The 25,213-nt window shown below is 64.9% G+C and carries 25 protein-coding genes; 12 read left to right on the top strand and 13 right to left on the bottom strand.

Features of this window, described 5'->3' with window-relative positions:
• Nucleotides 1-91 precede the first annotated feature (91 nt).
• A complete protein-coding gene (locus tag HZF03_RS13705) occupies nucleotides 92-409 on the bottom strand; it encodes a hypothetical protein (protein WP_012496220.1) in 318 nt (105 codons plus the stop codon).
• Between the two features lie 223 nt (nucleotides 410-632).
• Between HZF03_RS13705 and HZF03_RS13710 the strand changes: the two genes are divergently transcribed.
• Together HZF03_RS13710 and HZF03_RS13715 are read left to right on the top strand one after the other, a co-directional pair.
• Nucleotides 633-1,601, top strand: a complete 969-nt coding sequence (locus HZF03_RS13710; RefSeq protein ID WP_119018690.1) for an SDR family NAD(P)-dependent oxidoreductase — start codon at nucleotides 633-635, stop codon at nucleotides 1,599-1,601.
• A gap of 38 nt (nucleotides 1,602-1,639) precedes the next feature.
• Nucleotides 1,640-2,425: a DUF169 domain-containing protein gene (locus HZF03_RS13715; protein WP_119018691.1), complete on the top strand. Its 786-nt coding sequence runs from the start codon at nucleotides 1,640-1,642 to the stop codon at nucleotides 2,423-2,425.
• Nucleotides 2,426-2,583: 158 nt separating this feature from the next.
• Here HZF03_RS13715 and HZF03_RS13720 read toward each other — a convergent pair whose 3' ends face one another.
• The gene (locus tag HZF03_RS13720) at nucleotides 2,584-4,140 is read right to left on the bottom strand and encodes an undecaprenyl-phosphate glucose phosphotransferase (RefSeq protein WP_011158301.1); all 1,557 of its coding nucleotides are present in this window, start codon (nucleotides 4,138-4,140) and stop codon (nucleotides 2,584-2,586) included.
• Nucleotides 4,141-4,250: 110 nt separating this feature from the next.
• Nucleotides 4,251-5,393, bottom strand: a complete 1,143-nt coding sequence (locus tag HZF03_RS13725; RefSeq protein ID WP_119018763.1) for a glycosyltransferase family 4 protein — start codon at nucleotides 5,391-5,393, stop codon at nucleotides 4,251-4,253.
• Between the two features lie 268 nt (nucleotides 5,394-5,661).
• Here HZF03_RS13725 and HZF03_RS13730 point away from each other — a divergent pair, with 268 nt between their 5' ends.
• The gene (locus HZF03_RS13730) at nucleotides 5,662-8,016 is read left to right on the top strand and encodes a GumC family protein (protein WP_119018692.1); all 2,355 of its coding nucleotides are present in this window, start codon (nucleotides 5,662-5,664) and stop codon (nucleotides 8,014-8,016) included.
• Nucleotides 8,017-8,110: 94 nt separating this feature from the next.
• On the opposite strand, the gene HZF03_RS13735 is transcribed toward HZF03_RS13730, so the two are convergent.
• Nucleotides 8,111-9,304, bottom strand: a complete 1,194-nt coding sequence (locus HZF03_RS13735; protein ID WP_119018693.1) for a GNAT family N-acetyltransferase — start codon at nucleotides 9,302-9,304, stop codon at nucleotides 8,111-8,113.
• A 130-nt stretch (nucleotides 9,305-9,434) separates the two neighbouring features.
• Here HZF03_RS13735 and HZF03_RS13740 point away from each other — a divergent pair, with 130 nt between their 5' ends.
• Nucleotides 9,435-10,487, top strand: a complete 1,053-nt coding sequence (locus HZF03_RS13740) for a polysaccharide deacetylase family protein (protein ID WP_119018694.1) — start codon at nucleotides 9,435-9,437, stop codon at nucleotides 10,485-10,487.
• Nucleotides 10,488-10,552: 65 nt separating this feature from the next.
• Here HZF03_RS13740 and HZF03_RS13745 read toward each other — a convergent pair whose 3' ends face one another.
• Complete coding sequence (locus tag HZF03_RS13745; protein ID WP_011158306.1) at nucleotides 10,553-11,035, bottom strand: Dps family protein; 483 nt, start codon at nucleotides 11,033-11,035, stop codon at nucleotides 10,553-10,555.
• Nucleotides 11,036-11,390: 355 nt separating this feature from the next.
• On the opposite strand from HZF03_RS13745, the gene HZF03_RS13750 reads away from it, so the two are divergent.
• Nucleotides 11,391-12,323 (top strand): hypothetical protein, encoded by a 933-nt coding sequence (locus tag HZF03_RS13750; protein ID WP_119018695.1) that lies wholly within the window; start codon nucleotides 11,391-11,393, stop codon nucleotides 12,321-12,323.
• 86 nt (nucleotides 12,324-12,409) lie between these two features.
• Here the strand turns inward: HZF03_RS13750 and HZF03_RS13755 are convergent, their stop codons facing one another.
• Nucleotides 12,410-12,622 carry a DUF2842 domain-containing protein gene (locus tag HZF03_RS13755; RefSeq protein ID WP_011158308.1) on the bottom strand — a complete coding sequence of 71 codons (213 nt, stop codon included), beginning with the start codon at nucleotides 12,620-12,622 and terminating at the stop codon, nucleotides 12,410-12,412.
• A gap of 96 nt (nucleotides 12,623-12,718) precedes the next feature.
• On the opposite strand from HZF03_RS13755, the gene HZF03_RS13760 reads away from it, so the two are divergent.
• A complete protein-coding gene (locus HZF03_RS13760; RefSeq protein ID WP_119018696.1) occupies nucleotides 12,719-13,831 on the top strand; it encodes a COX15/CtaA family protein in 1,113 nt (370 codons plus the stop codon).
• 13 nt (nucleotides 13,832-13,844) lie between these two features.
• Here HZF03_RS13760 and HZF03_RS13765 read toward each other — a convergent pair whose 3' ends face one another.
• Both HZF03_RS13765 and HZF03_RS13770 read right to left on the bottom strand, forming a co-directional pair.
• Nucleotides 13,845-14,414, bottom strand: a complete 570-nt coding sequence (locus tag HZF03_RS13765; RefSeq protein WP_234832245.1) for a TetR/AcrR family transcriptional regulator — start codon at nucleotides 14,412-14,414, stop codon at nucleotides 13,845-13,847.
• A gap of 97 nt (nucleotides 14,415-14,511) precedes the next feature.
• Nucleotides 14,512-16,251: a thiamine pyrophosphate-binding protein gene (locus HZF03_RS13770; protein ID WP_119018698.1), complete on the bottom strand. Its 1,740-nt coding sequence runs from the start codon at nucleotides 16,249-16,251 to the stop codon at nucleotides 14,512-14,514.
• Nucleotides 16,252-16,480: 229 nt separating this feature from the next.
• Between HZF03_RS13770 and HZF03_RS24485 the strand changes: the two genes are divergently transcribed.
• Nucleotides 16,481-16,705: a hypothetical protein gene (locus HZF03_RS24485; protein WP_179906170.1), complete on the top strand. Its 225-nt coding sequence runs from the start codon at nucleotides 16,481-16,483 to the stop codon at nucleotides 16,703-16,705.
• A 145-nt stretch (nucleotides 16,706-16,850) separates the two neighbouring features.
• On the opposite strand, the gene HZF03_RS13780 is transcribed toward HZF03_RS24485, so the two are convergent.
• From HZF03_RS13780 to HZF03_RS13795, 4 genes are all read right to left on the bottom strand, one after another.
• Nucleotides 16,851-17,423, bottom strand: a complete 573-nt coding sequence (locus HZF03_RS13780) for a TMEM175 family protein (protein ID WP_011158313.1) — start codon at nucleotides 17,421-17,423, stop codon at nucleotides 16,851-16,853.
• A gap of 27 nt (nucleotides 17,424-17,450) precedes the next feature.
• Nucleotides 17,451-18,731 (bottom strand): O-acetylhomoserine aminocarboxypropyltransferase, encoded by a 1,281-nt coding sequence (locus HZF03_RS13785; protein ID WP_119018699.1) that lies wholly within the window; start codon nucleotides 18,729-18,731, stop codon nucleotides 17,451-17,453.
• Between the two features lie 94 nt (nucleotides 18,732-18,825).
• Entirely contained in the window at nucleotides 18,826-19,410 is a 585-nt protein-coding gene (locus HZF03_RS13790; protein ID WP_119018700.1) for a CoA-binding protein, read from the bottom strand.
• 148 nt (nucleotides 19,411-19,558) lie between these two features.
• Nucleotides 19,559-20,386 (bottom strand): enoyl-CoA hydratase, encoded by an 828-nt coding sequence (locus HZF03_RS13795; RefSeq protein WP_119018701.1) that lies wholly within the window; start codon nucleotides 20,384-20,386, stop codon nucleotides 19,559-19,561.
• 90 nt (nucleotides 20,387-20,476) lie between these two features.
• On the opposite strand from HZF03_RS13795, the gene HZF03_RS13800 reads away from it, so the two are divergent.
• The 5 genes from HZF03_RS13800 to HZF03_RS13820 all read left to right on the top strand — a co-directional run bounded on the left by HZF03_RS13800 (nucleotide 20,477) and on the right by HZF03_RS13820 (nucleotide 23,900).
• Nucleotides 20,477-20,905, top strand: coding sequence for a PaaI family thioesterase (locus HZF03_RS13800; RefSeq protein ID WP_011158317.1), 429 nt, complete (start codon nucleotides 20,477-20,479; stop codon nucleotides 20,903-20,905).
• Nucleotides 20,906-21,060: 155 nt separating this feature from the next.
• Nucleotides 21,061-21,525, top strand: a complete 465-nt coding sequence (rplM, locus tag HZF03_RS13805) for a 50S ribosomal protein L13 (RefSeq protein WP_011158318.1) — start codon at nucleotides 21,061-21,063, stop codon at nucleotides 21,523-21,525.
• A gap of 1 nt (nucleotide 21,526) precedes the next feature.
• On the top strand, nucleotides 21,527-22,009 hold the full coding sequence (gene rpsI / locus HZF03_RS13810) for a 30S ribosomal protein S9 (RefSeq protein WP_011158319.1): 483 nt from the start codon (nucleotides 21,527-21,529) through the stop codon (nucleotides 22,007-22,009).
• 274 nt (nucleotides 22,010-22,283) lie between these two features.
• Nucleotides 22,284-23,519, top strand: coding sequence for a GGDEF domain-containing protein (locus tag HZF03_RS13815; protein WP_011158320.1), 1,236 nt, complete (start codon nucleotides 22,284-22,286; stop codon nucleotides 23,517-23,519).
• A gap of 78 nt (nucleotides 23,520-23,597) precedes the next feature.
• The gene (locus HZF03_RS13820; RefSeq protein ID WP_011158321.1) at nucleotides 23,598-23,900 is read left to right on the top strand and encodes an antibiotic biosynthesis monooxygenase family protein; all 303 of its coding nucleotides are present in this window, start codon (nucleotides 23,598-23,600) and stop codon (nucleotides 23,898-23,900) included.
• Here HZF03_RS13820 and HZF03_RS13825 read toward each other — a convergent pair.
• Nucleotides 23,884-25,035: an AI-2E family transporter gene (locus tag HZF03_RS13825; protein ID WP_119018702.1), complete on the bottom strand. Its 1,152-nt coding sequence runs from the start codon at nucleotides 25,033-25,035 to the stop codon at nucleotides 23,884-23,886. The two genes, HZF03_RS13820 and HZF03_RS13825, sit on opposite strands and share 17 nt — an antisense overlap.
• Nucleotides 25,036-25,213 lie beyond the last annotated feature (178 nt).

The raw sequence follows: 25,213 nt of genomic DNA on the forward strand, positions 1-25,213 counted from the left end.
GAAAACCGCCCCGAAGGGCGGTTTTCCAGCATCGTGGCGAGCTCTGCTTGGCCTGGCCCGCCGCGCGGCGCGGGCAGGCTCCGCAGCGGGATTACTTGCGTCCGAGAAATCCGGCGACCGGCTCCGGCAGCGGGATCTTGGCGACGAGCTGCGGGGCGAACACCACCGCGGCGATCGCCAGCGCGATCAACACCGGCAACAGTTCGAACGACGACACCTCGGCCACGATCCAGATCGCCACGATCAACGCGGCGAGCTCGGCGGCGAAATACATCAGCACCGTGGTGAAGCCGGGCTTCGGCGACTTGGTCAGCGCCGGCGCCGTGAAGGCGACGAACACCGAAAACACCAGAAGCGCGACCAGCAGCAGGAACAGAAACGCCGCGGTCTGAAGGGTGGCGGCCAGCATGATCGGGACTCCATAAGGATCGACTGAATCTGCCTGCAAGACTAGGGCAATTCGCCGAATCGCAAAAGCGTGGCGCTGTCCGGGACGCGCCTGACGACGAATGCAGGCCGGCTGCAATGCACTGCGACGGACTCGCGCAAGCTGTGGCCTGCAGCTAAGCTCGCTCATGCAGCTCCGGCTCGAACCGGGGCGCATCAAGAACCGGGGAAGGAACGACGCGACCATGAAGGATTTCGCCGGCAGGATTGCCGTGATCACCGGCGGCGGCGCGGGAATGGGCCGCGAACTCGCCCGCCAGCTCGTCGCCGAAGGCTGCCACGTCGCGATCTGCGATGTTTCTCAAGCCGCCATGGATGAAACGCGGCGGCTGTGCGAGGCCGACGGCCTGCCGCAGGGCGTGCGGATCACCACCCACGTCGTCGACGTCTCCGACGAAGCCCAGATGCAGCGGTTTCGCGACGAGGTCACCGCGCAGCATGCCACCGGCTGCATCCATCTGTTGTTCAACAACGCCGGCATCGGCGGCGGCGGCAGCATGATCGCCAATTCCCGCGAACAGTGGGAGCGCACCTTCGGCATCTGCTGGGGCGGCGTGTATCTCGGCACCCGCATTTTCCTGCCGATGCTGATCGCGGCCGACCATGGCCACATCGTCAACACCTCCAGCGTCAACGGCTTCTGGGCCTCGCTTGGACCCACGGTGCCGCACACCGCCTACAGCGCGGCGAAGTTTGCCGTGAAAGGATTTTCTGAAGCACTGATCGGCGATCTCCGGCTGAATGCGCCGCATGTGCGCTGCTCGGTGGTGATGCCGGGCCACATCGGCACGTCGATCCTGACCAATTCCCGGCGGATCCAGCTGGGCGACGGCTCCGACGAACTCAGCGCCGAGGAAGTCGCCGGCATGCGCCAACGGCTGTCGGCGGCCGGAATCGATCTGTCGCAGATGTCGGACGACGACCTCCGCGCAATGGCGAAGGAGCGAGCGCGAAGCTTTCAGGAAGATGCGCCGACCAGCGCCGCCGCGGCGGCCCGCAGCATCCTCGACGGCGTGCGCCGCGGTGACTGGCGGATCCTGGTCGGCGACGATGCTCATGCGCTCGACGCCCGCGTTCGCGCGATGCCGGAGCGCGCCTACGAGGTCGAGTTCTATCAGAGCTTCGCGGCCGAAGTCGGCTGGCGGCTCGGCTGACCGCGACCAAAAGCAACAACAACCAAAGGGAGCCCGCCATGGATGCCGCCGCCGCGCCGGAGCGCATTGATCTCGCCGGACTGGTCGCCGATCTCAACGCGCTGTTGCGGCTGAAGACCACGGTGATCGGGATGAAGCTGTTCCGAACCGTCGCCGAGATGGAAGCGGTGCCGAAGATCCGCCGGCCGAATGCGATCCACACCACCGACCAGATCGTGTCGATGGCCTCGCGGCTCGGCTGGACCGTCGGCATCACCGCCGCCGATCTGGTCGGCGAACAGTGCCGCGCCGTGATCGGCCTTGCGCCGCAGGACGAGCAATGGCTCACCGGCCGTTCCTATGTCGGCGTGTGGCACGCAACGCCGGAAGACGCCACTGCGCGTCAGCACGCGCTCGACGTGGTTCCGTTCGGCCATCACCAGGCGATGGCGGTGTCGCCGCTGGCGAGCGGCCGGCTCGATCCGCCGGATATCTGCCTCGTCTATGCGACGCCCGGGCAGATGATCATCCTGATCAACGGTCTGCAGTATGCCGGCTACAAGAAATTCGAATGGAGCGTGGTCGGCGAGACCGCGTGTGCCGATTCCTGGGGCAGGGCGCTGAAGATCGGCGAGCCGAGCCTGTCGCTGCCGTGCTTCGCGGAGCGCCGCTATGGCGGCGTGCCGGACGAAGAGATGCTAATGGCGCTCAGCCCCGCGCATCTCGCCAAGGCGATCGACGGCATGAAGCAGCTCGCCAAGAACGGCCTGCGCTACCCGATCGCACCGTACGGCATCCAGGCCGACGTCCGGGCCGGGATGGGCGTTTCGTACGCGAACAAGTAATTCTCGTGGTCCCGTCATTCCGGGGCGCGAGCGAAAGCTCGCGAACCCGGAATCTCGATGTGGTGAGGCACGGCGTTTCCACAATCGCGGGATTCCGGGTTCGCCGCTGCGCGGCGCCCCGGAATGACGGTGCGGGGGGAGTGCTTAAAACGAACGCCTCAGTACGCGTTCTCGCCCTTGAGCAGCGCCCACGGAGTTCTCAGCAGGATGTAGAGGTCGAACAGCACCGACCAGTTCTCGATGTAGTACAGGTCGAACTCGACGCGCTTCTGGATCTTCTCTTCGTTGTCGATCTCTCCGCGCCAGCCGTTGATCTGGGCCCAGCCGGTGATACCCGGCTTGACGCGGTGGCGGGCGAAGTAGCCATCGACGGCTTCGTCGAACAGCTGGCTCTGCAGCTTGCCTTGCACCGCATGCGGGCGCGGGCCGACCAGCGACAGATTGCCCTTGAACACCACGTTGAACAGTTGCGGCAGCTCGTCGAGGCTGGTGCGGCGGATGAAGCGGCCGACCCGGGTGACGCGCGGGTCGTTGCGGGTGACGACCTTTGACGCCGTGGGATCGGCCTGGTCGTGATACATCGAGCGAAACTTGAGCACGTCGATGCGCTCGTTGTTGAAACCGAACCGCTTCTGCCGGAACAGCACCGGACCCGGGCTGTCGAGCTTGATCGCCAGCGCCACCAGCGCCATCACCGGCGCGGCGAGCAGCAGGATGAAACCGCCGACGACGCGGTCGAACACCTGCTTGATCACCTGATCCCAATCGGTGATCGGCGCTTCGAACACGTCGAGCGTCGGCACCTTGCCGACATAGGAATAGGCGCGCGGCCGGAACCGCAGCTTGTTGGTGTGCGCCGACAGCCGGATGTCGACCGGCAGCACCCACAGCTTCTTCAGCATGTCGAGGATGCGGGTCTCGGCCGAGATCGGCAGCGCGAACAGGACGAGATCGACGCGGGTGCGACGGGCGAATTCGGGAATGTCATCGACTTTGCCCAGCTTGGGCACGCCCGCGCAAGTGGACTGCGAGCGGGCGTCGTTGCGGTCGTCGAACACGCCGAGGATACGGATGTCGGAGGCGTCGGCGTGCTCGGCCTTCAGCGCTTCGATCAGCTTGGCGCCATTAGCGTCGGCACCGACGATCACGGTGCGGCGATCGAGCCGGCCCTGCGACGCCCAGCGCCGCACCAGCGCGCGCACCGACAATCGCTCGATGATCAGCAAGGCGAGGCCGGCGAAAAAGAACGAACCCAGCCATAGCCGCGACACCTCGCCGCCGAGCTTGGCGAAGAACGATGCGCCGATGAACAGCAGGAACACGATCGACCACGTCGATATGATCCGGGTCATCTGTTTCAAGGTGCCGCGGAACAGTTGCACCTCGTAAAGATCGGCAGCCTGGAACGCGACGACCGCAGTCGCCGTGGTGCCGAGGATTGCCGCGATGTACTCCCAGGCAAAACCGTCGCGGCGGACCACCAGCGCGAAATACAGCGCGATGCCGACGGCGGCGATCACCAGGAAATCGGCGAGGCGGACGGAGCCGGCGATCACGATCGGCGAAAACGCCGGCGGCACCTTCTGATTGGCGACGGCGAGGGCGGCCGGCGACAACCGCTTGCGGCGTTCCACCCGCGGCGCACCGTCGCCGCTGGCGACCACGGCTTCCGTCGCAGCAGCACTGATCATCGAACGTGCGCTGATCGGCTCCATCTGTTCATGTCCGTCTGTTGCGCCGGCACGACTTTGTCGTCCGGCGAACTCCCCCAGTCCGGGCCTTAACGGAAAAGTTGCAAGAAACGGTTAGCGGCGACCGCCGACGTTCAGCGCTGCTGCGCCAAGGCCTCGCGGTAGCCGGCAAGCACGCCTTCGACCATCGCCTTTTGCGAGAAGTGCAGAAAGATCCGCTCGCGCAGCTGCCTGGCCCGGTCGCGGGCGGCGTTCAGGTCGTCGAGCGCGGCGGCGATCGCCTTGGCCATCGCGGCGGGATCGCTGGGGGCGAACAACGCATCGCGATGATCCGGGCCGAAGATCTCCGGGATGCCGCCGACATTGGCGGCGACCATCGGCACACCGGCAGCGGCGGCTTCGATCACCACATAGGGCATGGAATCGCCGCGCGACGGCACCACCAGCAGGCGGCCTTGCGCAAAACCATGGCGGGCTTTGACGTGGCCGATGAAGCGCACCGCGCCGCCGAGATCGAGCCGCGCGACCTGCGCTTTCAACGCGGCGGTCTCTTCGCCGTCCCCCCCGAGCGTCAGCGTCACCGAACGGCCCTCGGCCCGCAGCCGCGCGATCGCGTCGACCAGCAGGTCGGCGCCCTTGATATGGCGGAACTCGCCGACATAGCAGACGTCGCTGGCTTCAGAGGCCAGCGAAACCGGATCGAATTCCCCGGCGGTGACGCCGTTGAACACGCAGCGGACTAGGCCCCCGGGCTTACCGATCATACGCTCATAGGTTGAGCGCGCGAACTCACTCTCGAACAGGAACAGTTCGGTTCTGTTCATCGAGAGCCGCTCGAGCCGGCTGTAGAGCTGCCCTTTGAACGTCGTGGTCGGGTAGTGCAGCGAGCCGCCATGCGGCGTGTAGACCCGGATCGATCCGGTCGGCCGCGGTACGACGCGCATGAAGATGCCGGCCTTGGCGCCGTGGCCGTGCAGCACGTCCGGCGTCAGCGTCGCGATCAAACGGACGAAGCGGCCCCAGACGAACAGATCGGTGATGCTTGGCTCGCGCCGGATCGGCAGGCGATAGACGCCGAGCTTCATCTTCGGGGCGATCTCGTCGAGCGCCGCTACGGCGCGGTCGCCGCCGGTGAGGCTGTCAGTGATCAGCGCGACGTGATGGCCCCGGTCGGCCTGACCGTTGGCGAGATCGAGGATGTGGCGGATGATGCCGCCGACCGGAGCGCGCACCGCATGAACGATCCGCAGCGGCTGATCCTGCGTGGCTGGAGTCATCGGATCGCCAGTGCGCACGGCACGCTGCGCCAACCGCCGCGACAGCGCGCAGCGGGACAGAAGCCAGTCAAAATGGCGGCGCGGGGCATGGATTGATCCGGAAAAGTCGATTCCGATTAACGACTTTCGTGGTTAACAAAACGTATTCGCGCAGGTGCGGGTACCATGAATTGGTTGCTCGCTTACGTCGAGATTAACCGCGCGGCAACCTTAATGGTTTGTAGTCGAGGCCGAACTGACGGTTGGTCGCGTCACGTAGGAGTAGGCAATGCGGATCGCGTTCTGGCGCCGGAACACCGACGATACGGCAAAGGCATCAGCCCCATCACGCGAATCCTCAACCGCTTCAACTTCAGCGGTCGCAGTTAAATCCGTCGCGGCTCCCGCACAGAAGCCCGCGATTCGTCAGGCAATCTTCAAGCGCACTCCGACGCGCACCGTTCCGATCGAAAAGCCGGCACCGCTGCCGCCGGACGGCGATATCGACGTGCGGCTGATCGGGCAGGCACTCGCCCGCAAGAAGCATTTGATCATCGCGCCGACCCTGCTCGCGCTCGTCGTCTCGCTGGCGATCGTCAATTTGATTACGCCGCGCTACAAGTCCGAAGCCCGCATCCTGATCGATGGCCGCGAAAACACCTTCCTGCGCCCGAGCGGTGACCGGGACGATCAGCGCAGCGGCCCCGATCCTGAGGCGGTGACCAGCCAGGTTCAACTCCTGCTGTCGCGCCAGCTCGCCCTTGAGGTCATCAAGAAGAACAAGCTCGCCGAACGGCCGGAATTCGATCCGGTGCTGAAAGGTATCAATCCGATCAAGTCGTTGTTGGCGCTGATCGGTATCGGCCGCGATCCGTTTGCGATGACGCCGGAAGAGCGCGTGCTCAACGCTTACTACGAGCGCCTGACCGCATACGCGGTCGACAAGTCGCGCGTGATGGTGATCGAATTCCAGTCCGAAGACCCTGAGCTTGCAGCCCGCGTCTCCAATTCGATCGCGGACGGCTATCTGGTGCTGCTGCAGAACGCGCGTCAGGCACAGGCCAAGTCGGCCGGGCAGTGGCTGTCCGGAGAAATCGAGTCGCTGCGCAAGAAGGTTTCGGAGGCCGAAGACAAGGTTGAGGATTTCCGCTCCAAGTCGAGCCTGTTCATCGGCAACAACAACACCACGCTGTCGAACCAGCAGCTCGGCGACATTAACGCCCAGCTCGCCAACGCTCGCGCTCTGAAGTCCGATGCCGAAGCTAAGGCGCGGCTGATCAAGGAGATGCTGAAGAGTGGCGGCCCGATCGAAGCTTCTGAAGTGCTCAACTCCGAACTGATCCGTCGGCTGTCGGAGCAGCGGGTGACGCTCCGCGCGCAACTCGCCGAGCAGAGCTCGACGCTGCTCGGCGGTCATCCGCGGATCAAGGAATTGAAGGCGCAGCTGTCCGATCTCGATCAGCAGCTCCGCGACGAGGCGGTGAAGCTGTCGCGCTCGTTCGAGAACGATGCACGGATCGCCAGCAGCCGGGTGGAGAACCTGTCGGCCAGCCTCGATCAGTTGAAGAAACAAGCTTCGGCCACCAACGGCCAGGACGTGCAGCTCCGTGCCCTGGAGCGCGAGGCCAAGGCGCAGCGCGACCTGCTGGAATCCTATCTGGCGAAGTATCGTGAAGCGACGACGCGCGAGACGATCGACCAATCGCCGTCGGACGGCCGCATCATCTCACGTGCGATCGTCTCCAACACGCCGGACTATCCGAAAAAGCTGCCGATCGTGCTGATCGCCACGCTGGCGACGCTGCTGCTGACCTCGGGCAGCATTGCAACCGGCGAATTGCTGCGGATGACGCAGCCGCGCGGCCGCGAGGTCGCTACGCCTGCAATCGTCGAACCCGACCTGGTGCCCGTTGCGGCTGCTGCTCCCGTGGTGCAGCCGGCACCGGCGGCTCCGCCGACCTTTGCGGCGCAGCCCGCGCCAGCGCCGATCGTCGAGCCGGCTCCGATCGAGATTGCACCGGTTGCTGCGCCTGCCGCAGCTCCGGTGGGCGAAATCGAAGCGCTGGCACACCGTCTGCGCACGGCCGGTGAGGGCGGGCGGAAACTCACCGTGCTGGGGACGGGGGACACCGACTCGGTCACGACCACGGCGCTGGTGCTGGCTCGCCGGCTCGCCCAGGATACCAAGGTGGTGCTGATCGACCTGTCGGAATCCTCCGCGATGCTGAAGGCCGCGTCGATCGATCCGTCGGCTCCCGGCCTTGCTGAACTGATGCTGGGTGAGGCGGCGTTCGGCCAGATCATCACCCGGGACCGCTCGTCGTCGCTGCAATTGGTCAGCGCCGGCAAGCCCGGCTTCGACCGGATGCTGCTGCATTCGCCGCGGCTGTCGCTGGCGATCGACGCGCTGATGCGGGTGTATGACCACGTGCTGCTCGACGCCGGCACTGCATCCGACCTGCCGGCAGAGTTGCTGACATCACAGGCTCAGGCTGCTGTCGTGCCGGCGCCGACGATGACCAGCGAAGCGCGTGCCAAGATGGCCGAGCAACTCGTCGCGGTCGGCTTCTCCGAGGTGACGATGCTACGCGCTGCCGAACCGATCGATCCGATCGTTCCGGGACAACGCTCCGCAGCGGCGTAGGTTCGAAGAACACATCAAACAGAAACGCCCGGGCTGGCCCCGGGCGTTGTCCGTTGGGTAATCGGAGGTCACTCCGATCTCAGTCACTCCGATCTCAGCGTGGCAGCATGCCGCGCAGGCGTTGCACCGCCTGCATCATCGCCGGACTCTGCTTGACCGCGCGTTTGCCACGGCCGATCGCCGACATCGCGGCCGCCGCGATCTGTCCGCGCGGGGTCAGCGGAACGAAGCTGTCGAAGATCGGCTCGAGATCCTTGCAGAATATCTTCTTGTAGTCGTCCGAGCCGATGCCGAGGTCGATCCAGCGATAGCCGAGGCCGGCGTAGTGATCGATGATATGGCGCATCAGGATCAGGCCGGGGCTGTAGCGCGCCGCGTCCGACAGCGTGTAGGTGTTGAACATCATCGAATAGCGGCTGCCGTCGGCGACGCCGGCATACATCGCGATCATCTCGTCGTCGCATTCCAGCGCGTGGATTTCGATCGCGTGGCCGCCGCCGCTCAGCTCCGTGGAGCAGGCCTGGCGGATGAAATCGGCGACGCCGGGTTCGGCGAATACGTTTGGCAGATTCTGCGCCGCCATCCGCACCGGCTTGATCCGGAAGAACGCTTCGAGCAGACGGTCGACATCCGCTTGGGTGCGAGCCTGGCCGTAGCGATAGCCGGATAGCTCCTGCAGCTTGCGTTCCTTGCCCTTGAGCCGGCGGCGCATCGAGTTGCTGATCAGGTCGTTCAGCGCCGCGCCCGGCGGCAACACCAGCACCGGGCAATCGTTGACCGAGGGCTGATGGGGAAGGCGGGCCAACGGATTGGCAAGATCGTTCCAGCGTGCCGGCTGCTGTTCGAATGCGAGCAGATCGGCTCCGCCGATGTTCCGCAATCGCATGATCAACTCGGCGATGTCGGCGTCGCCCGCGTTCGCAGCGAAATCACGCCGCCATAACGGCATGTTGAAGGTCGCGTGTTTGCCGCCGAGGAACCCCGCCACGCGAACGCCGAATTTACGTTCGAGACCCAGCGGCAACAGCAATAACGGCCGACGCTCGACGTCGCGCGCAACCACAATGAACGGCTGTCGCCCCTCGGCGCGGCCGACATGGCGCTGCCAGGCACTGAGGAAATCGAACCGCTGATAGGGCGAAGAATGCTGGCCGGTCTGCTCGAGCGCGCGCCAGACCGGTTCGGCGGCGTCGATGTCGGTGATGATCTCGACGTGGGCGATCCGGCTCTGCGCGGCCGCCATGCGATCGGCGGTCCGGGCCTCGATCAGCTCGGCCATCATCGTCATCCGGCGATCCAATGAGAACAAATAAGGCGCGAGTGGCGCAACGTTGCGGACCTTTACAAACAAATCTCAACAAAGCGTAATGATGACCCGCGAAACCGCTGCCGGTCCCGGCGCCGCAAAGGACTGAACCTTGTCGACGAACGGCTGGTGGACGGCGGCACGGCTGCAGCTTGCTTATGCGAGTGGCGCCGCGCGCATTTCGGAATGGAAAGGCGGCGGCTGCGGGGTCATTCTGCGGTTCGATCGGGTGCGGCCGGCGCGCCGCGACCGGTTTCAGCCGCTTCGGTCTCGCGAAATTACACCGCAGCTTCTCGATGGCCTGCTGCGCGCGCTGAAGCGCTGGAATTGTTCGGTCATCTCAGCCGCCGAAGTCTGCGCCCGGATCGCGCGAGGCGGCTCACCGGGGCGGTTCGTCTGCCTGACTTTCGACGGCGGCTCGCGGGACATCACCACCTTCGCTTATCCGATCCTGGCGCGACACGGCGTGCCATTCGCGGTGTATCTGCCGACGGCGTTTCCCGACGGCATCGGCGAAGCGTGGTGGCTGGCACTGGAGCAGGTGATCGCGCGCACCGAGCGGATCGCGCTGCTGATCGACCACAACGAACGCCGGTTCGACACGGCCACGCCCGCCGACAAGACACAAGTGTTCCACTTCCTCGTGAGCTGGCTGCGCACGATGCCGCCCGCGGCACTTACGGCAGCTATTCAGGATCTGTGCAAGCGCTATGCGGTCGATCTCGCCGTGGTGACACGCGAGGCAGTGATGGACTGGGACGAGATCGGCCGGCTCGCTGCCGATCCCAAAGTGACGATCGGAAGTGCCACGGTGAACTACCCGGTGTTGGCCAATCTGCCGGACACGGCGGCGCGGAAGGAGATCGCGATGGGGCGGGCAGTGCTGCAAGCCGCGCTCGGCCGCGACGCCGCGCAATTCGCGTTTCCGTTCGGCGAAAGTGGCAGCTTCGGTCCGCAGCATGTCGCGATGGCCAAGGAGGCGGGCTTCGCCGGGGCGATGACGTCGATCCCTGGCGTGATCGGGGCCGGCCCGACCGATCCGCTGGCGCTGCCCCGGATCGCCTGGGACGGCCGGCAGCGCTCGCTGCGAGACCTGAGAGTGATCCTGTCCGGCCTGATGCCGGGCGCGGCGCGGGGCATGGGGCGGAGCACTGGCCCGAGATAGCGGGACTCGCAAGAGCGGCCCGAAGACGGAGTCTCCGGGCCGCGCGTATCAGCAAACTCTGGCGATCAGTCTTCCAGCAGGCTGCGCAGCATCCAGGCGGTCTTCTCATGGACGTCGAGGCGCTGCGTCAACAGGTCGGCCGTCGGCTGGTCGTTGGCGTCCTCGACCAGCGGGAACAGCTCGCGCGCGGTGCGGGCAGTGGCTTCCTGCGCAGTCACCAGATGCCGCACCATCTCCATTGCCTTGGGCTGGCCTTCGACTTCGGCGATCGAGGCGAGCTTGACGAACTCCTTGTAGGTGCCGGGCGCCGGGAAGCCGAGCGCGCGGATCCGTTCCGCGATCTGGTCGAGCGCGGTCCACTGCTCGGTGTATTGCGTCATGAACATCGCATGCAGGGTGTTGAACATCGGCCCGGTGACGTTCCAATGGAAATTGTGCGTCATCAGATACAGCGTGTAGGAATCAGCGAGCAGCCGGGACAGGCCGTCGGCGATCTTCTCACGCTTGTCTTCGGGGATACCGATGTTGATCTTGGCAGGCTTGGTCATGTCCGGTCCTTTGCAGCGTGCCGGCACGGATGCCGGCGGTCGTAGATGAGTACCGCTTCGGCAACATCGCACCTGTCGCGCAAGCAAAGGCGCTGATAGTCAATCGATATGGCGTCCGTTGCGGATCGGCGCCATCCTGCCGCGGTACGCAACTACTAATCATTGTCATCGATCAATTTTCAGACGCTTCGCATTTACAGGGCCTGTAAACAAAAGGCTTTGACCGAGAGGCATTCGCAATTGCAATTGGTGGACCGATGGAATTCATCGGGGGCGACTAATGATTGCGCGTATTTCGAGGGGGCGAGGCCGTTGCGGCCGAATTTGCGGATTTGACGGGTCACTGGCGGCAGCGATGGCGATGCTGATGACCGCGGCGCTGGTGGCACCGGCGGCGGCCGCGGAGGAGCTGCCGGGTTGGCTGTCCTATCAAGCCGAACCATCCGCAAGCGCGACGGCGCGGGCGCTGGAGCAGGGGCCTGCCACCAAGACGGACCACGACGATGTCGATACCGAGCACATCTTCGGCTTCAGCATGGGTTCGGACATCGGGAAGAAGGGCGAGATCGAACTCGAGATCGAGAATGTCGGCCGGTTCGGACGGCGGTTCGGGTCCTATACGGGCGTCGGCGTGCTGTCGCAGTTCAAGTTCACGCTCACGGACAATTTTCGCGTCGCTCCCGGCGTCAGCTTCGCCTCGACCCAGATCAGCGGCGTGCCCGGCATGATCGACAATCGGCGCAACGCAATCGCCGGCGCGTCGATGGAGTTCCGCTACAAAGTGCTCGATCGCGACGAGATGCCGTTCGGGCTGACGCTGCATGCGGCGCCGGGTTGGAACCGGGTCGACGAACTCACCGGCTTCGACGCGCAGATCTACGGCACCGAATTCGCCGCGCTGATGGACAAGGAGCTGATCCACGGCAAGCTGTTCGCAGCATTCAACCTCTGGTACTCAGGCGGTGCCTCGCGCGATCTCGCCAATGCCTGGTCGCACGATTCCGAATTCGCCGTGCAGGGCGCGCTGTCCTACAAGCTCAATCCGACGCTGATCCTCGGCGTCGAGGCGCGCTATGTGCGGGCCTATGAAGGCCTCGGGCTAGACCGGTTCTCCGGTGGCGCGGTGTATGTCGGCCCGACGTTCTCGGCGCATCTGACCGAAAAGATCGGCCTGTCGGGCACCTGGAGCACGCAGGTCGCTGGCCAGGCCTGCAACGATCCGCGCCACCTCGATCTCGATGATTTCGAGCGTCATCAGGCGATGCTGAGGTTCAACTACCTGTTCTAAGCGTTACACTCGTCGTCGCCGAAACAACAAACGCCGCCACCGTAATCCCGGTGGCGGCGTTCCTGTTTTAGATTGCAGCAGGTCGCTTATTCGGTCGGATCGGGACGAGACATCCAGGTGACCAGCGGCATCGCCGGCAACACCCAGCCGAGGCCGGCAACCACGTAGTACACCGCCTGCAGCCATTTCGATTCAGCGATCACCGGCGCCTGCGCGAACGCCATCGCGGTCAGCGACCACACGATCGCCAGCAGCAGCAGGCCGACGGTTCCAATCAATTTGCGGGTTCGAATATTCATGCCCAGCTCACACGCCGTTGATGCGTTCTCGCAACGCCTTGCGTGTAAGAACGGCCGGACTATAGAGTGCGGAAAAATCCGTTCAAGGGATGCTTTATGACCATCGCCGCGGCGCCGCCATCGTCCCGATTTCGCGGCGTACGGATCTGGCTGACCCTGGTGGCGGCCCTGATCGCCGTGATGGTCCTGGTCGGCGGCGCGACCCGGCTGACCGAATCCGGGCTGTCGATCGTCGAATGGAAGCCGGTCACCGGCACGCTGCCGCCGCTCACCGAGACGCAGTGGCACGCGGCATTCGACGGCTACAAGCAGATCCCGCAATATCGCGAACTGAACGCCGGCATGACGCTCGATCAGTTCAAGACGATCTTCTGGTGGGAATGGAGCCACCGGCTACTCGGCCGGGTGATCGGTATCGTCTATCTGCTGCCGTTTCTCTGGTTCCTGTGGCGCGGCGCGATCGGACCAGAGTGGAAGCGGGCGCTGTGGATCATCTTCGCGCTCGGCGCACTACAGGGCGCGGTCGGCTGGTGGATGGTGGCGTCCGGCCTGTCGCAGCGGACCGAAGTGTCACAGGTGCGGCTCGCCACCCATCTGTCGCTGGCGCTGATCATCTACGCCGCGATCGTCTGGACGCTGCGCCGAATGGCCGACCGGGCCCGCGTCGCTGCGCCGGCGCGACTGAGGGTGACCGCGCTGGCGCTGCTGGGGCTGACCTTCGTGCAGCTCTATGCGGGTGCGCTGGTGGCGGGCCTGCGCGCCGGGCGGCTGTACAACACCTGGCCCATGATCGACGGCGCGCTGATCCCGGACGCGGCGCGGCTGTGGTTCGAGAGCCCGTGGTGGAAGAACCTGTTCGACAATCATCTCACCGTGCAGTTCGATCACCGTATGCTGGCCTATGCGCTGTGGACGCTGGCGGCGCTGCACATGATCGACGCGCTGCGGACGCGGGCAGGGGCGGCGGCACGCAGCGCGGTGCTGCTGTTCCTGGCGCTGACCGCTCAGGCTACGCTCGGCATCTTCACCGTGCTGTACGCCGCGCCGATCGACCTTGCCCTGGCGCATCAGGCGATGGCGCTGGTGGTGCTGACGCTGGCCGTGCTGCAGGCTGAACGGCTGACCGCGATGCGCGAAGATCGAACCGCGCTCGATCGCGGCGCTGCCGGGCGACTGGCGGTCCCGTCTGAGCCATTCCCGTCGGCATAGTGGCTGCGGCCGACTACGGCTTGGCAGTCCCGTTCGTTCGCGCACCGGTTCGACGTGATGATGCGAATTCAGCAGCAATCCGGCTGCGAGCCGTTTTGGTGACGACGCCGAGTAGCAGCAGGCGCGTCGCCAAATGCATCTCCTGGGCGAAGCGCTTCCTGCTCCAGTTCACGGCCAACCAAGCCTCCGTGGTTGAGGCCATCGCGCGCAGCAGCACCTCGGTGAAGGCTTCGTCGTCGACGACGCGGTCGATTTCGCCGGCATCCACTGCGGCGCGCACCATCGCGCACCACAATTGCTGCCCTTCGGCCAGCATCATCCCGCGGAGTTCGGCGGCGTGCTCGCCCTGCATCGCAGCGTAGAGACCGCGATAGAACGCCGGTTCTGCGCAATAGTGCTTCACCACCAGATCGATCGCCGCCTCGAGCTGCGCGAGCGGCGATCCCGGAGGCCGAGTGCCGAGGCGGGTTTCGAACGCGGCGAACTCGTCGCGGACGACGAGCCGCAACAAGTCGGCCTTTGTCCCGACCAGATTGTAGGGCGTCGCTGGGCTCACTCCCGCACGCTTGGCAAGCTGAATCATCGAAAATCCGGCACCGCCGGATTCGCGGATCAAGGCGTGCGCGGCTGTCACCAGCCCGCGCCGCCGGGATTCCAGAGTGCTCGTCGATAGCGTCATCTCAGGCCGTATCTGCGGGGATGTTCTCGTAGTAGGGGATCAACACGTCGTTGCTGCCTTCCTGAACCTGACCGAGCATCGCCACCGTGACCGGATGCACAACGTCGGCATCCGTCATCACTTCAACAAAGGCCGGGCCGCCGCTGGCGAAGGCGCGCTCCAGTGCCGGCGCGAGGTCGGCAAACCGGGTTACACGCTCGGCGTGACAGCCGAAGGCCTGGGCGATGTTGGCAAACTGCGTTCCGCCCAGCTTCGAGATCACATGATAGTTGCTGCCGAACATGATTTGCTGTCCGTGGATCGACATTCCCCAGACTTCATTGTTGAGGACCACGGTGACGATCGGCAAGCGGTGCCGAACCATGGTGTCGAGTTCCTGCAGGTGGAATCCAAGTGCGCCGTCACCGGTCAGGTGGATCACCCGGCGCTCCGGAGCGGCGAGTTGGGCGCCGATCGCGAACCCCGGTCCGATCCCCAGGCAGCCGAGATAGCCGTGACCGAGCAGCGCTCCCGGCCGGTCGACGACCGCTGCCGCAGCGCCCCACGACGCCGCTTCCCCGCCATCGAACACATAGGCAGCCTCAGGCCCAGCCGCGTCAGCCACGGCGCGGGCCGCATGATACGGATGAATGCCTCGTGACGTTTCGCGCTCGGGGAACATCGTCGCGAACAGCCCGGTTGCCGAGACTGCCTGCGCCCGCCAAGCCTCCATCTCCTCAAATTGGCCGTCCTTCAGAGAAGCGTCGAGCGCGCGCGTCGCTTCGGTGCAATCCGCCAGGATGGCCAGATCGACGTCGCGGATCCGGCCCATCTCGGCCGCATCGCCGTGGATCTGCACCAGGGTTGCGCCATGCGGCACCAGTGCGCCCGAACGTCCGCCGAGCAGCAGGCCGAGTTTGCCGCCGAGCAGGATAACGAGATCCGGCCGATCGAACCCCAGCATCGGCAACAAGGCGAGGTTGCCCGCAGCCCCGCCATTGCAGCGGTGGCCCGGCGGCAGGATGCCGGCCGCCAGTGACTTGGTGAAGACCGGCAGTGGCACCCTGGCACACAGTGCTCGCAGCGCCTCCGCCGTTTCATGATTGGCTGCGCCATTGCCGGCGATCAACACAGGGCGTTTGGCCGCCTGCAGCACTTCAACTAATCGCGCGACCTCAGCCGGGGCAGGCGCGGGGCGCGGATTGACGCCGACGCCGGCCGGAGGAGTGGCGCGCGCAGCAGCGACGCTCATGTGCAGCACGTCAATTGGCACCTCGAGCAGCACGGCGCCACGCGGCAGCGTCATCGCCTTGCGGATGGCCATCGCCGTCAGATCGGCGATCCGCTCCGTGCTGGGGATCGAGAACGCCCATTTCACCGCCGGCCGAGCCATCGCAACCTGATCGATCCCGCCCTGGAGCGGATTGGTTTCCACCTCACGCAGCGGCGGGGCGCCGACGATGAACAGCACCGGTGAGCCATCGAGCTGCGCATTGGTCATCGCCGACAGCACGTTGGTGAACCCTGGCCCGGCGGTGACGATGCACACACCGAGCTTGCCGGTCGCACGCGCATACGCATCGGCAGCGTGGCCGGCTGACGACTCATGACGGAAATCGATCAGTGCAATCTCTTCCTCGATGCACCCCTTGAGTAGCGCTTCGAGATGTCCGCCGTGCAGCGCAAACGCCTGGCTTACACCGGCGGCCTTCAGCGTCTTTGCCAGCAATTGTCCGCCGACCAGGCGATCTTGTTCTGCCATCTCATTCCTCCCTGTTGCAGCGTCTGCCGCGCCGTTATTATAGCGCACTATAATTATAAGCATCGAACGGGGAGGACAAGGGGATGAATGAGCGCACGCGCTTTGGTGGCAAAGTCGCGGTGATCACAGGTGGAGCATCCGGCATCGGCGCGGCGACCGCACAGTCCTTCACGCCGAAGGCGCGAGCCTGGTTATCGGCGATCTCGACGCAGCGACGGGCGATTCTTTGGTGGCTGAACTCGGGGCCGAGCGCACACGGTTCATCGTCACCGACGTGTCCGATTTCGCATCGGTGACAGCGCTGATCGACGGTGCGGTAGAAAGCGATACGATCGATCCGTCGCAGGCGATCAACAAACAGCTCTCGTTGCGCTTTGTGTTCGGCTACGGCCCCGGTGAATTCGCGGCCACGCTGCACGCGATTGCCGAGGACACTGCGACGTCGGCCCACTGATCTCCGGGACTGTCGGGCCAGCTCACGGGAGGCCCGGCGTGTTGCCGTTCCTACAACGAAGGCCTTCATACCAAGATTGCGGGCGCCCTTCGGCAGCTGTTCGACGAACTTGCAGTCGCCTTGGCTGGCTCACCGGCCCTGGCAGCTAACGCCGCTTCTCGATCCACGCACTGATCGCGGGCGACAGGAACGCCAGCGGCCAGATGAATTTCGGCCAGTGCGGTTGGATCAGACATCCCAGCAACGCAGCGCCCATCACCACGAGGGCGAAAGCCGGCGTGATCAAGGTCAGCCAGTCGCGCCGCCGCGCCACCGCGATCGTCCACAGCACCGTGTTGAACAGCGAAATCATAAACAGATTGAAGCTGTACAGCGTGGTGACGTTGGGGGAGTCGTAGTTGTTGCCGTAAAGGCCGCAGGTCACCGGGAGCACGATGATCGACAGCAGAAAGAACAGGTTAACCAGCACTTCGATGCGGCCGGCATCGGTCGCATAAGTCAGCCTGCGCTGGTGGCTGTACCAGAACATTCCGGCGACGATGAAGCTGAGCAGCAACGTCGACAGAAAGGCGCCGTAGAGGTGCCAGATTTCACGCCACTGCGGATCGGCGCTGGCGAATTTCTCACGCGGCGCCTGATAGGCGAGCAGCGTCATCGCTACACCGAAGATGGTGTTGCTGAGCTGCTCGAGCCGCCGCGTTTCGAAATGGCCGGTCATCGCCGATCCTCCAGCGGCCTCGCGGCGTCAGCCGCCGAGTGCCTGATCGAGGTCGGCGATCAGGTCGTCCTTGTCCTCGATGCCGATCGACACCCGCACCATGTTGGGCGCGGCGCCGGCGGCGGTCTTCTGGGCGTCGTCAAGCTGGCTGTGGGTGGTCGAGGCCGGGTGGATGATCAGCGAGCGGGTGTCGCCGACATTGGCCAAATGCGAGAACAGCTTCAGATTGGCGACCAGATCGATGCCGGCCTGATAGCCGCCCTTGAGGCTGAAGGTGAACACCGCGCCGGCGCCCTTCGGCGCATATTTGCGGGCGAGGGCGGCGTATTTGCTCGACGCGAGGCCGGAGTAGTTGACCTCGTCTACCGCCTTGTGGGTAGAGAGGAATTCGGAAATCGCCTTGGCGTTCTCGCAGTGCTTCTGCATCCGCAGCGGCAGCGTCTCGATGCCGGTCAGCAGCATGAAGGCGTTGAACGGCGACAGCGCGGGCCCGAGATCGCGCAGGCCGAGCACGCGGCAGGCGATCGCGAACGAGAAGTTGCCGAACGTCTCCTGGATCTTCAGGCCGTGATATTCGGGACGCGGCTCGCTCAGCATCGGATATTTGCCGTCCTTCGACCAGTCGAAGGTGCCGGCATCGACGATGATACCACCGAGCGAGTTGCCGTGGCCGCCGAGGAACTTGGTGAGCGAATGCACCACGATGTCCGCGCCATGGTCGATCGGGCGGATCAGGTAGGGCGTCGCCAACGTGTTGTCGACGATCAGCGGCACGCCCGCATTGCGCGCGACTTCCGCCACCGCCTCGATGTCGGTGATGCTGCCGCCCGGATTGGCGATCGACTCGATGAAGATCGCCTTGGTCTTCGGCGACACCGCCCGCTGGAAGCTGGCGAGGTCGTCGGTGTCGGCCCACACCACGTTCCAGCCGAAGCTCTTGAAGGCGTGGGTGAACTGATTGATCGAGCCGCCGTACAGTTTGCGCGCGGCGATGAACTCGTCGCCGGGCTGCATCAGTTGCTGCAGCGCGACGAGCTGGGCGGCGTGGCCCGAGGCGGTGGCGAGCGCCGCGGTGCCGCCTTCCAGCGCGGCGACGCGCTCTTCGAGCACCGACGTCGTCGGGTTGGTAATGCGGGTGTAGATGTTGCCAAACGCCTGCAGGCCGAACAGCGAGGCGGCATGGTCGGCGTCGTTGAAGACAAATGATGTGGTCTGATAGATCGGCGTCGCGCGCGCACCGGTGGTGGGATCGGGCTGGGCGCCGGCATGGACCGCGAGCGTCGCGAATCCTGGGTTGCGTTCGGTCATGATCGATCCCTCCGTACTGTGGCTGATGGTTTAGGCTATCTGATCGGAACCCCGGACCAGGTCAAGCGTAGGCGGGGCAGGCGTGCTGCGGCGTTCAGACCGCTTCATTGCGGCTTTTGACGGCGCGGTCGGACGCCGCGGTATCGGCGCCTGCGACGCTCTGACGATCGAGCGACAGCCGCATCCCTTTGACCGGGATCGGCGCACGCTTGGCGCTGAGGGTGCGCGAGTTCACCCCCATCCAGGAAATCTCTGACGACAGCCGGCCGTATTCGATCTTCGGGCAGCGATCCATCACCACCTTGAGGCCGGCGGCTTCGGCCTTCGCGGCGGCTTCATCGTTGCGCACCCCGATCTGCATCCATATTACTTTCGGCAGCGGCGACAGCGACAACACCTCGTCGACCACCGGCATCACATGCGCGGAGCCGCGGAACACGTCGACCATGTCGATCGGCCGGTCGATGTCCTTGAGTGACGCCACGAACGGCTTGCCGAGCAGGCTCTTGCCGACCTGACCGGGATTGATCGGAATGACGTCGTAGCCGCGCTCACTAAGATACTTGAACACGAAGTAGCTCGGCCGCACATTGAGCGGCGACGCCCCGACCATCGCAATCGTCTTCACACCATTCAGGATCGCGCGGATGTAGTTGTCGGAGTAGCTGTCGTGGTTCATCTGACAAGTCCGTCATTACGAGGAGCACTCGGATCGCCACTTCGCGGCGTCCGAGCACAGGCTCCGCGACGAAGCAATCCAGCTTCCGGTGCTTGGCCCTGGATTGCTTCGCTTCGCTCGCAATGACGGGGCATGTCGACGCCGCGGATCAACGATCCTTCCATTCCGGCTGGCGCTTTTCCAGGAAGGCGCAAATGCCTTCTTCGGCATCGGCGGCCATCATGTTCTCGGCCATCACCTGCGAGGCGTAGTGATAGGCGTCGGCGAGGTTGAGCTCGGCCTGGCGATAGAACGCTTCCTTGCCGATCTTGATGGTATGGGCCGACTTGCCGGCGATCTGTTCGGCCATCGCGACCGCCGCGGCGCGCTCGGTGCCGTGCGGCACCACACGGTTGATCAGGCCGATCTGACGGGCCTCTTCGGCGCCGACCGGCTCGCCGGTCAGCAGCATGTGCATCGCATTCTTGCGTGGCACGTTGCGCGACAGCGCCACCATCGGGGTGGAGCAGAACAGTCCGATATCGACGCCGGGCGTCGCGAAGGTCGCCTGCTCGGATGCGATCGCGAGGTCGCAGCTCGCGACCAGCTGACAGCCCGCCGCGGTGGCGACGCCCTGCACCGCCGCGATCACCGGCTTGGGCAGCTTGACGATCGCCTGCATCATCGCGCTGCAGGCGGTCATGATCCGGGTGAAGCTGGCACGGCCGCGATCGGCGTCGTTGCGATGCGCGGTCAGCTCTTTGAGGTCATGGCCGGCGCAGAACGCCGGGCCGTTGGCGGCGATCACCACGACACGCACGCCATCGTCGCGCGCGATCAGATCCAGCGCCGCGTGCAGATCGTCGATCATTTCCAGCGACAGGCTGTTGCGCGCGGCCGGTCGGTTCAACGTCAGCACTGCAACACCGCCATCGACGGTCTCACGCAGCAGAATCGGTGAAGGCTGGGTCGCTGCGAAAGCGGGCAACACGGTCATGGCGACGTCCGGGAACAAAATGAAGCGCTGGGAACGAGCGTCACCTTATTGTAACAAGCCGAACGAAGCGAGAGCAGGGGCGGGAACGACATGACACATGCGAGGATGGGCGTAGGCGAACTCGAAGAATTTCTGCAGCGCGAGTTCCCGCAGGCGTTCAGCCACGGTGACATTTCGATCGAGACCGCCGATGGTCGCACATCTTTATTACGGCAGCGCTACAGCGACCGGATGCTGCGCCCGGGCGGCACCGTTTCGGGCCCGACCCTGATGGCGCTGGCGGATTTCGCAATGTACGTCGTGTTGCTGTCGGCGATCGGACCGGTCGCGCTCGCCGTCACCACCAATCTCAACATCAACTTCTTGCGGAAGGGCCAGCCCGGCCAGGACGTGGTCGCGGTCGCCAAGCTTTTGAAGCTCGGCCGGCGGCTGGCGGTCGGGGAGGTGACGCTGCTGTCCGGCACCTCGCCGGATCCGATCGCTCATGTGACCTCGACCTATTCCATTCCAGTCGCTTGATGTTTTAACAGGTATTATTGCACCTTATTTGTAACCCGCTGGTGCAGCAGGCGAAATTCGGGCCGGGAGGGATTGACGCGAAAGCGGTGCTTCTCTACAAGCGCCCGCAGTCCGGTGCTTCGCGCACCGAATTCCCCCTGTCATGGATCATTCTCATGAAGACGTTTTCGGCCAAGCCCGCCGAAGTCACGAAGAAGTGGGTCATTATTGACGCCACTGGTCTCGTGGTCGGCCGGCTCGCCACGCTGGTCGCGATGCGGCTGCGCGGCAAGCACCTCCCGACCTACACCCCGCACGTCGACTGCGGCGACAATGTCATCATCATCAACGCCTCGAAGGTGGTGCTGACCGGTCGCAAGCGCGACAACAAGGTTTACTACCATCACACCGGCTTCATCGGCGGCATCAAGGAGCGCTCTGCGAAGGCGATCCTCGAAGGTCGTTTCCCGGAGCGCGTGGTCGAGAAGGCGATCGAGCGCATGATCCCGCGCGGTCCGCTCGGCCGTGTGCAGATGGGCAACCTGCGCGTCTATCCCGGCGCCGAACACCCGCACGAAGCCCAGCAGCCCGAGAAGCTCGACATCGGTGCGATGAATCGCAAGAACATGAGGGCCGCATAAGATGTCCGAGACCATGCAGTCTCTCGACCAGCTCGCCGCGCTGAAGACCACCGTCACTGGTGCGGACGCGCCGACCTACACCAAGAAGGTCGACAAGTTCGGTCGCGCCTACGCCACCGGCAAGCGCAAGGACGCGGTCGCCCGCGTCTGGATCAAGCCGGGCGCCGGCAAGATCACCGTCAACAGCCGTGAGGTCGAAACCTATTTCGCCCGTCCGGTGCTGCGCATGATGATCCAGCAGCCGCTGGTCGCCGCGGCCCGTGCCGGCCAGTACGACGTGATCTGCACCGTCGCCGGCGGCGGTCTGTCCGGCCAGGCAGGTGCAGTTCGTCACGGCATCTCCAAGGCGCTCACCAATTTCGAGCCGGAGCTGCGCAGCGTACTGAAGAAGGGTGGCTTCCTGACCCGCGACAGCCGCGTCGTCGAGCGTAAGAAGTACGGCAAGGCCAAGGCCCGCCGCTCCTTCCAGTTCTCGAAGCGCTAATCTTTCCGGTTACCCGGTCGACAAAAGGGCGCCCCGCGGGGCGCCCTTTTTTTGTTGCGCGGAGGGAGGCAGACGGCGGCCGATCCAGAGTTGCCAGCGGTTCTCGCGTTGAAAGCAAATTGTCCGCAATTTCCAGCGAGTTATCGAACAAATCGGAGCTGTTGGACAAACGCGATTTCAATTCGCCTGAAGTCAAATCGGCCGCATGAGGGGATCAGTGCCGCGCCAGCGGTGTTGAAATGCCATCACCGGAAGCCACCACCGAGTACCTACCATGTCGCTCGACATTTCGACGTTGTTTCTAGTTGCGACTCTGATCTGTGCGCTGCTCGGTGTGATGCTGCACTATTTCGGCCGCCAGGAGAAAATGCCGGCATTGAACTGGTGGGGGAACGCCTACCTGCTCGGTGCCATCACGGTGGCGCTGTGGACGATCCTCAGTCCGATCTTCGGCGAAGCGATCACGCTGGCGATGGCCAGCATCGGTTTCATCGCCTGCGGCATGATGTGGAACGCGGCACGCGTCTTCCACGGCCTGAAGCCGAACTGGCCCGGCCTGTTCCTGGGCGCGCTCGCCTGGCTCGCCGCCGTCGCCAGCCTGCCGCCCGAGCAGGAAGCGCTACGGATGACGATCGGCGCCGCGATCGTCGCCGCCTACGCGGGCCTGACCGCCAGCCAGCTCGCCGCCGAGCGACGCAAGTCGATGCATCGCCGCTGGCCGACTATCGTGGTGCCGCTGCTGCACGGCGCCGCCTTGATGCTGCCGATCGTGCTCGCCGATCTGTGGCCGTCCCCGCATTCCGGCTTCGCCGGCAACGTCTGGGTGGTGCTGTTTGCGGTCGAACTGGTGCTGTACGCGATCGGCACTGTGTTCGTGATCTTCATGCTGGTGTCCGAACGCTCGGTCAGCCTGCACAAGACGGCCGCATCTCTGGACCCGCTGACCGGCATGCTCAACCGCCGCGGCTTCTCCGAAGCGTGCGCGCGGATGATCGAACGCGAAGCCATGGCCGGCCGGCCGGTGTCGGCACTGATCTTCGACATCGACCACTTCAAATCGATCAACGACCGGTTCGGTCATCCGGCCGGCGACGAAGTGCTGAAGCTGTTTGCCGCCATCGTTACCAATTCGCTACGGATCTCGGATCTGTCGGGCCGGATCGGGGGTGAGGAGTTCGCCGCGCTGCTGCCGTGCCCGATCGACGAGGCGGTGACCGCCGCCGACCGGGTGCGCGAGGCGTTCCAGAACTGCGGCATCGAGGTCGACGACGCGCCGGTGGCGACCACGGTATCGATCGGCGTCGCCGGTGGGCCGGCCGCTGTCGAACTCGAGGTGCTGCTCGCCGCGGCCGACACCGCGCTATATCAAGCCAAACGGGGAGGCCGGAACCGCGTTGTTGCAACCGTGGAACAGCCGGTTTCGCTCGAGGAAAGCCGGCGCAAGGCGGCACAGACGCGCGAGCATCAGGTCGTCGCGCGAGGCAGCGAGGTTGGGCAGGCGGTGGCCTGAGCCACCGCTTTCGGCCGCTTCAATTGCGCCGCCCGGTGCGATAAGACGCTCGTCCCATCACGGACGAGGCGCACGCGCATGATCACCGAAATCGCACAGATCGACGTCAAACCCGGCAGCGAGGCGGACTTCGAAGCCGCGGTCGCCAAGGCGCGCGAGGCGTTCGGCCGCTCAAAAGGGTTCTGCGGCTTCGAGCTGCACAAGTCGATCGAAAAGCCCCAGCGCTACCGCCTGATGGTGAAGTGGCAGACCCTGGAGAACCACACCGTCGACTTCCGCGGCTCGGAGAACTTCACCGAGTGGCGCGGCCTCGTCGGCGGCTTCTTCGCCGCGCCGCCGGATGTCGAGCACACCGAGACGGTGCTTACGTCTCAGGCGTAATCGCGAGCGGCGCGGTGCCGGCGGGCGAGATCAGCTCGGCCGGCTCCTCGCCGCGCAGATGGTCGAGCACGACCCGGCCGATCGCCATCAACGGCAGCGCCAGCGCCAGCCCCCACAGCCCGAACACGATGCCGAGCAGGATCTGCATCGCGAACAGCGTTGCGGGCGGGATGTCGATCGCCTGACGCTGGATCAGCGGCGTCAAGATGTAGCTTTCGAGCGCGTGGACGCCGAGGAACAGCACGAAGGCGCTGACCACGGCGATCCAGCCGGAGCCGATCGCGGCGAGCACGATGATCAGCCCGCCAAGAATCGCTCCCACGGTCGGGATGAAGGCGAGCAGGCCGGCCTGGATGCCGAGGATGAATGCTCCAGGAATTCCGATCAACGACAGACCGGTCGCGGTCACGGCGAACACCGCCATCATGGTGATCAGCTGCGCCAACAGCCAGCGCTTCAGCATCTCGCCGGTGTCGGTGACGATGACGTCGGCTTGCGCCCGGTAGCGCCGCGGCACCATCCGCACCAATCCGTCGCGGTACACCGATGGCTGCGCCGCGAAGGCGAGGCCGAGAAACATCACGATGAAGAAGTTGCCGACGGCGCCGATGGTGCCGAGGATCAGCTTCAGCGTCTGGCTGACGATCGCACCGCCCCCGGAAGCGATCTCGCCGGCGCTCGGCAGGTTGCGCGGCTGAACGGGCGTTGTCGTTTCGGGATGCGCTGCGCTCGGGGTGGGATTGAGCTCGAGGAAACCGGTGTCGACGCCGTTGCGCTCGAGCAACGCCTTCACATTGACGATCTGCGTCTTGATCGTTCCGGACAGTGCCTTGGCCTGCTGGCTGATGGTGTTTCCGCCGAGGAACGCCACGCCGATCGTCAGGCTGGTGAGAACCAGACAGATCAGCGCCAACCGCAGGCCATGCGGCCCACCGACCAGCTTGCCGGTGAGCTCGGTCAGCGCATTGAGGAAGACACCGAACAATACGCCGGCGAAGATCAGGAACAGCGTGCCGGCGAACTGCCACGCGGCATAGAGCAGCGCAGCGAACGACACGGTTGCAATGCCCCCCAGGGCGATCGCCCAGGCGAGATCGGTGCGGGACGGGGCGCGATCGGGAAGGGTGGCGGTCACTGGCGGTCCTTTCACTCTCGCGCGCAGTGTTCCGCGAATCGGCGCGCGGGGGCAAGCGTGCGGTGAAGCGCGCTGCGCGACCGGACCGGCTGACGTTCCGAAAAACCCTTAACCATCAATCCATCAAGTTTGACCGGTCCCATTTTCGCCTTGTTCGCTGTGCGATATGGTCCCGTGC

The organism is Rhodopseudomonas palustris (assembly GCF_013415845.1).
GTDB classification, from domain to species: domain Bacteria; phylum Pseudomonadota; class Alphaproteobacteria; order Rhizobiales; family Xanthobacteraceae; genus Rhodopseudomonas; species Rhodopseudomonas palustris_F.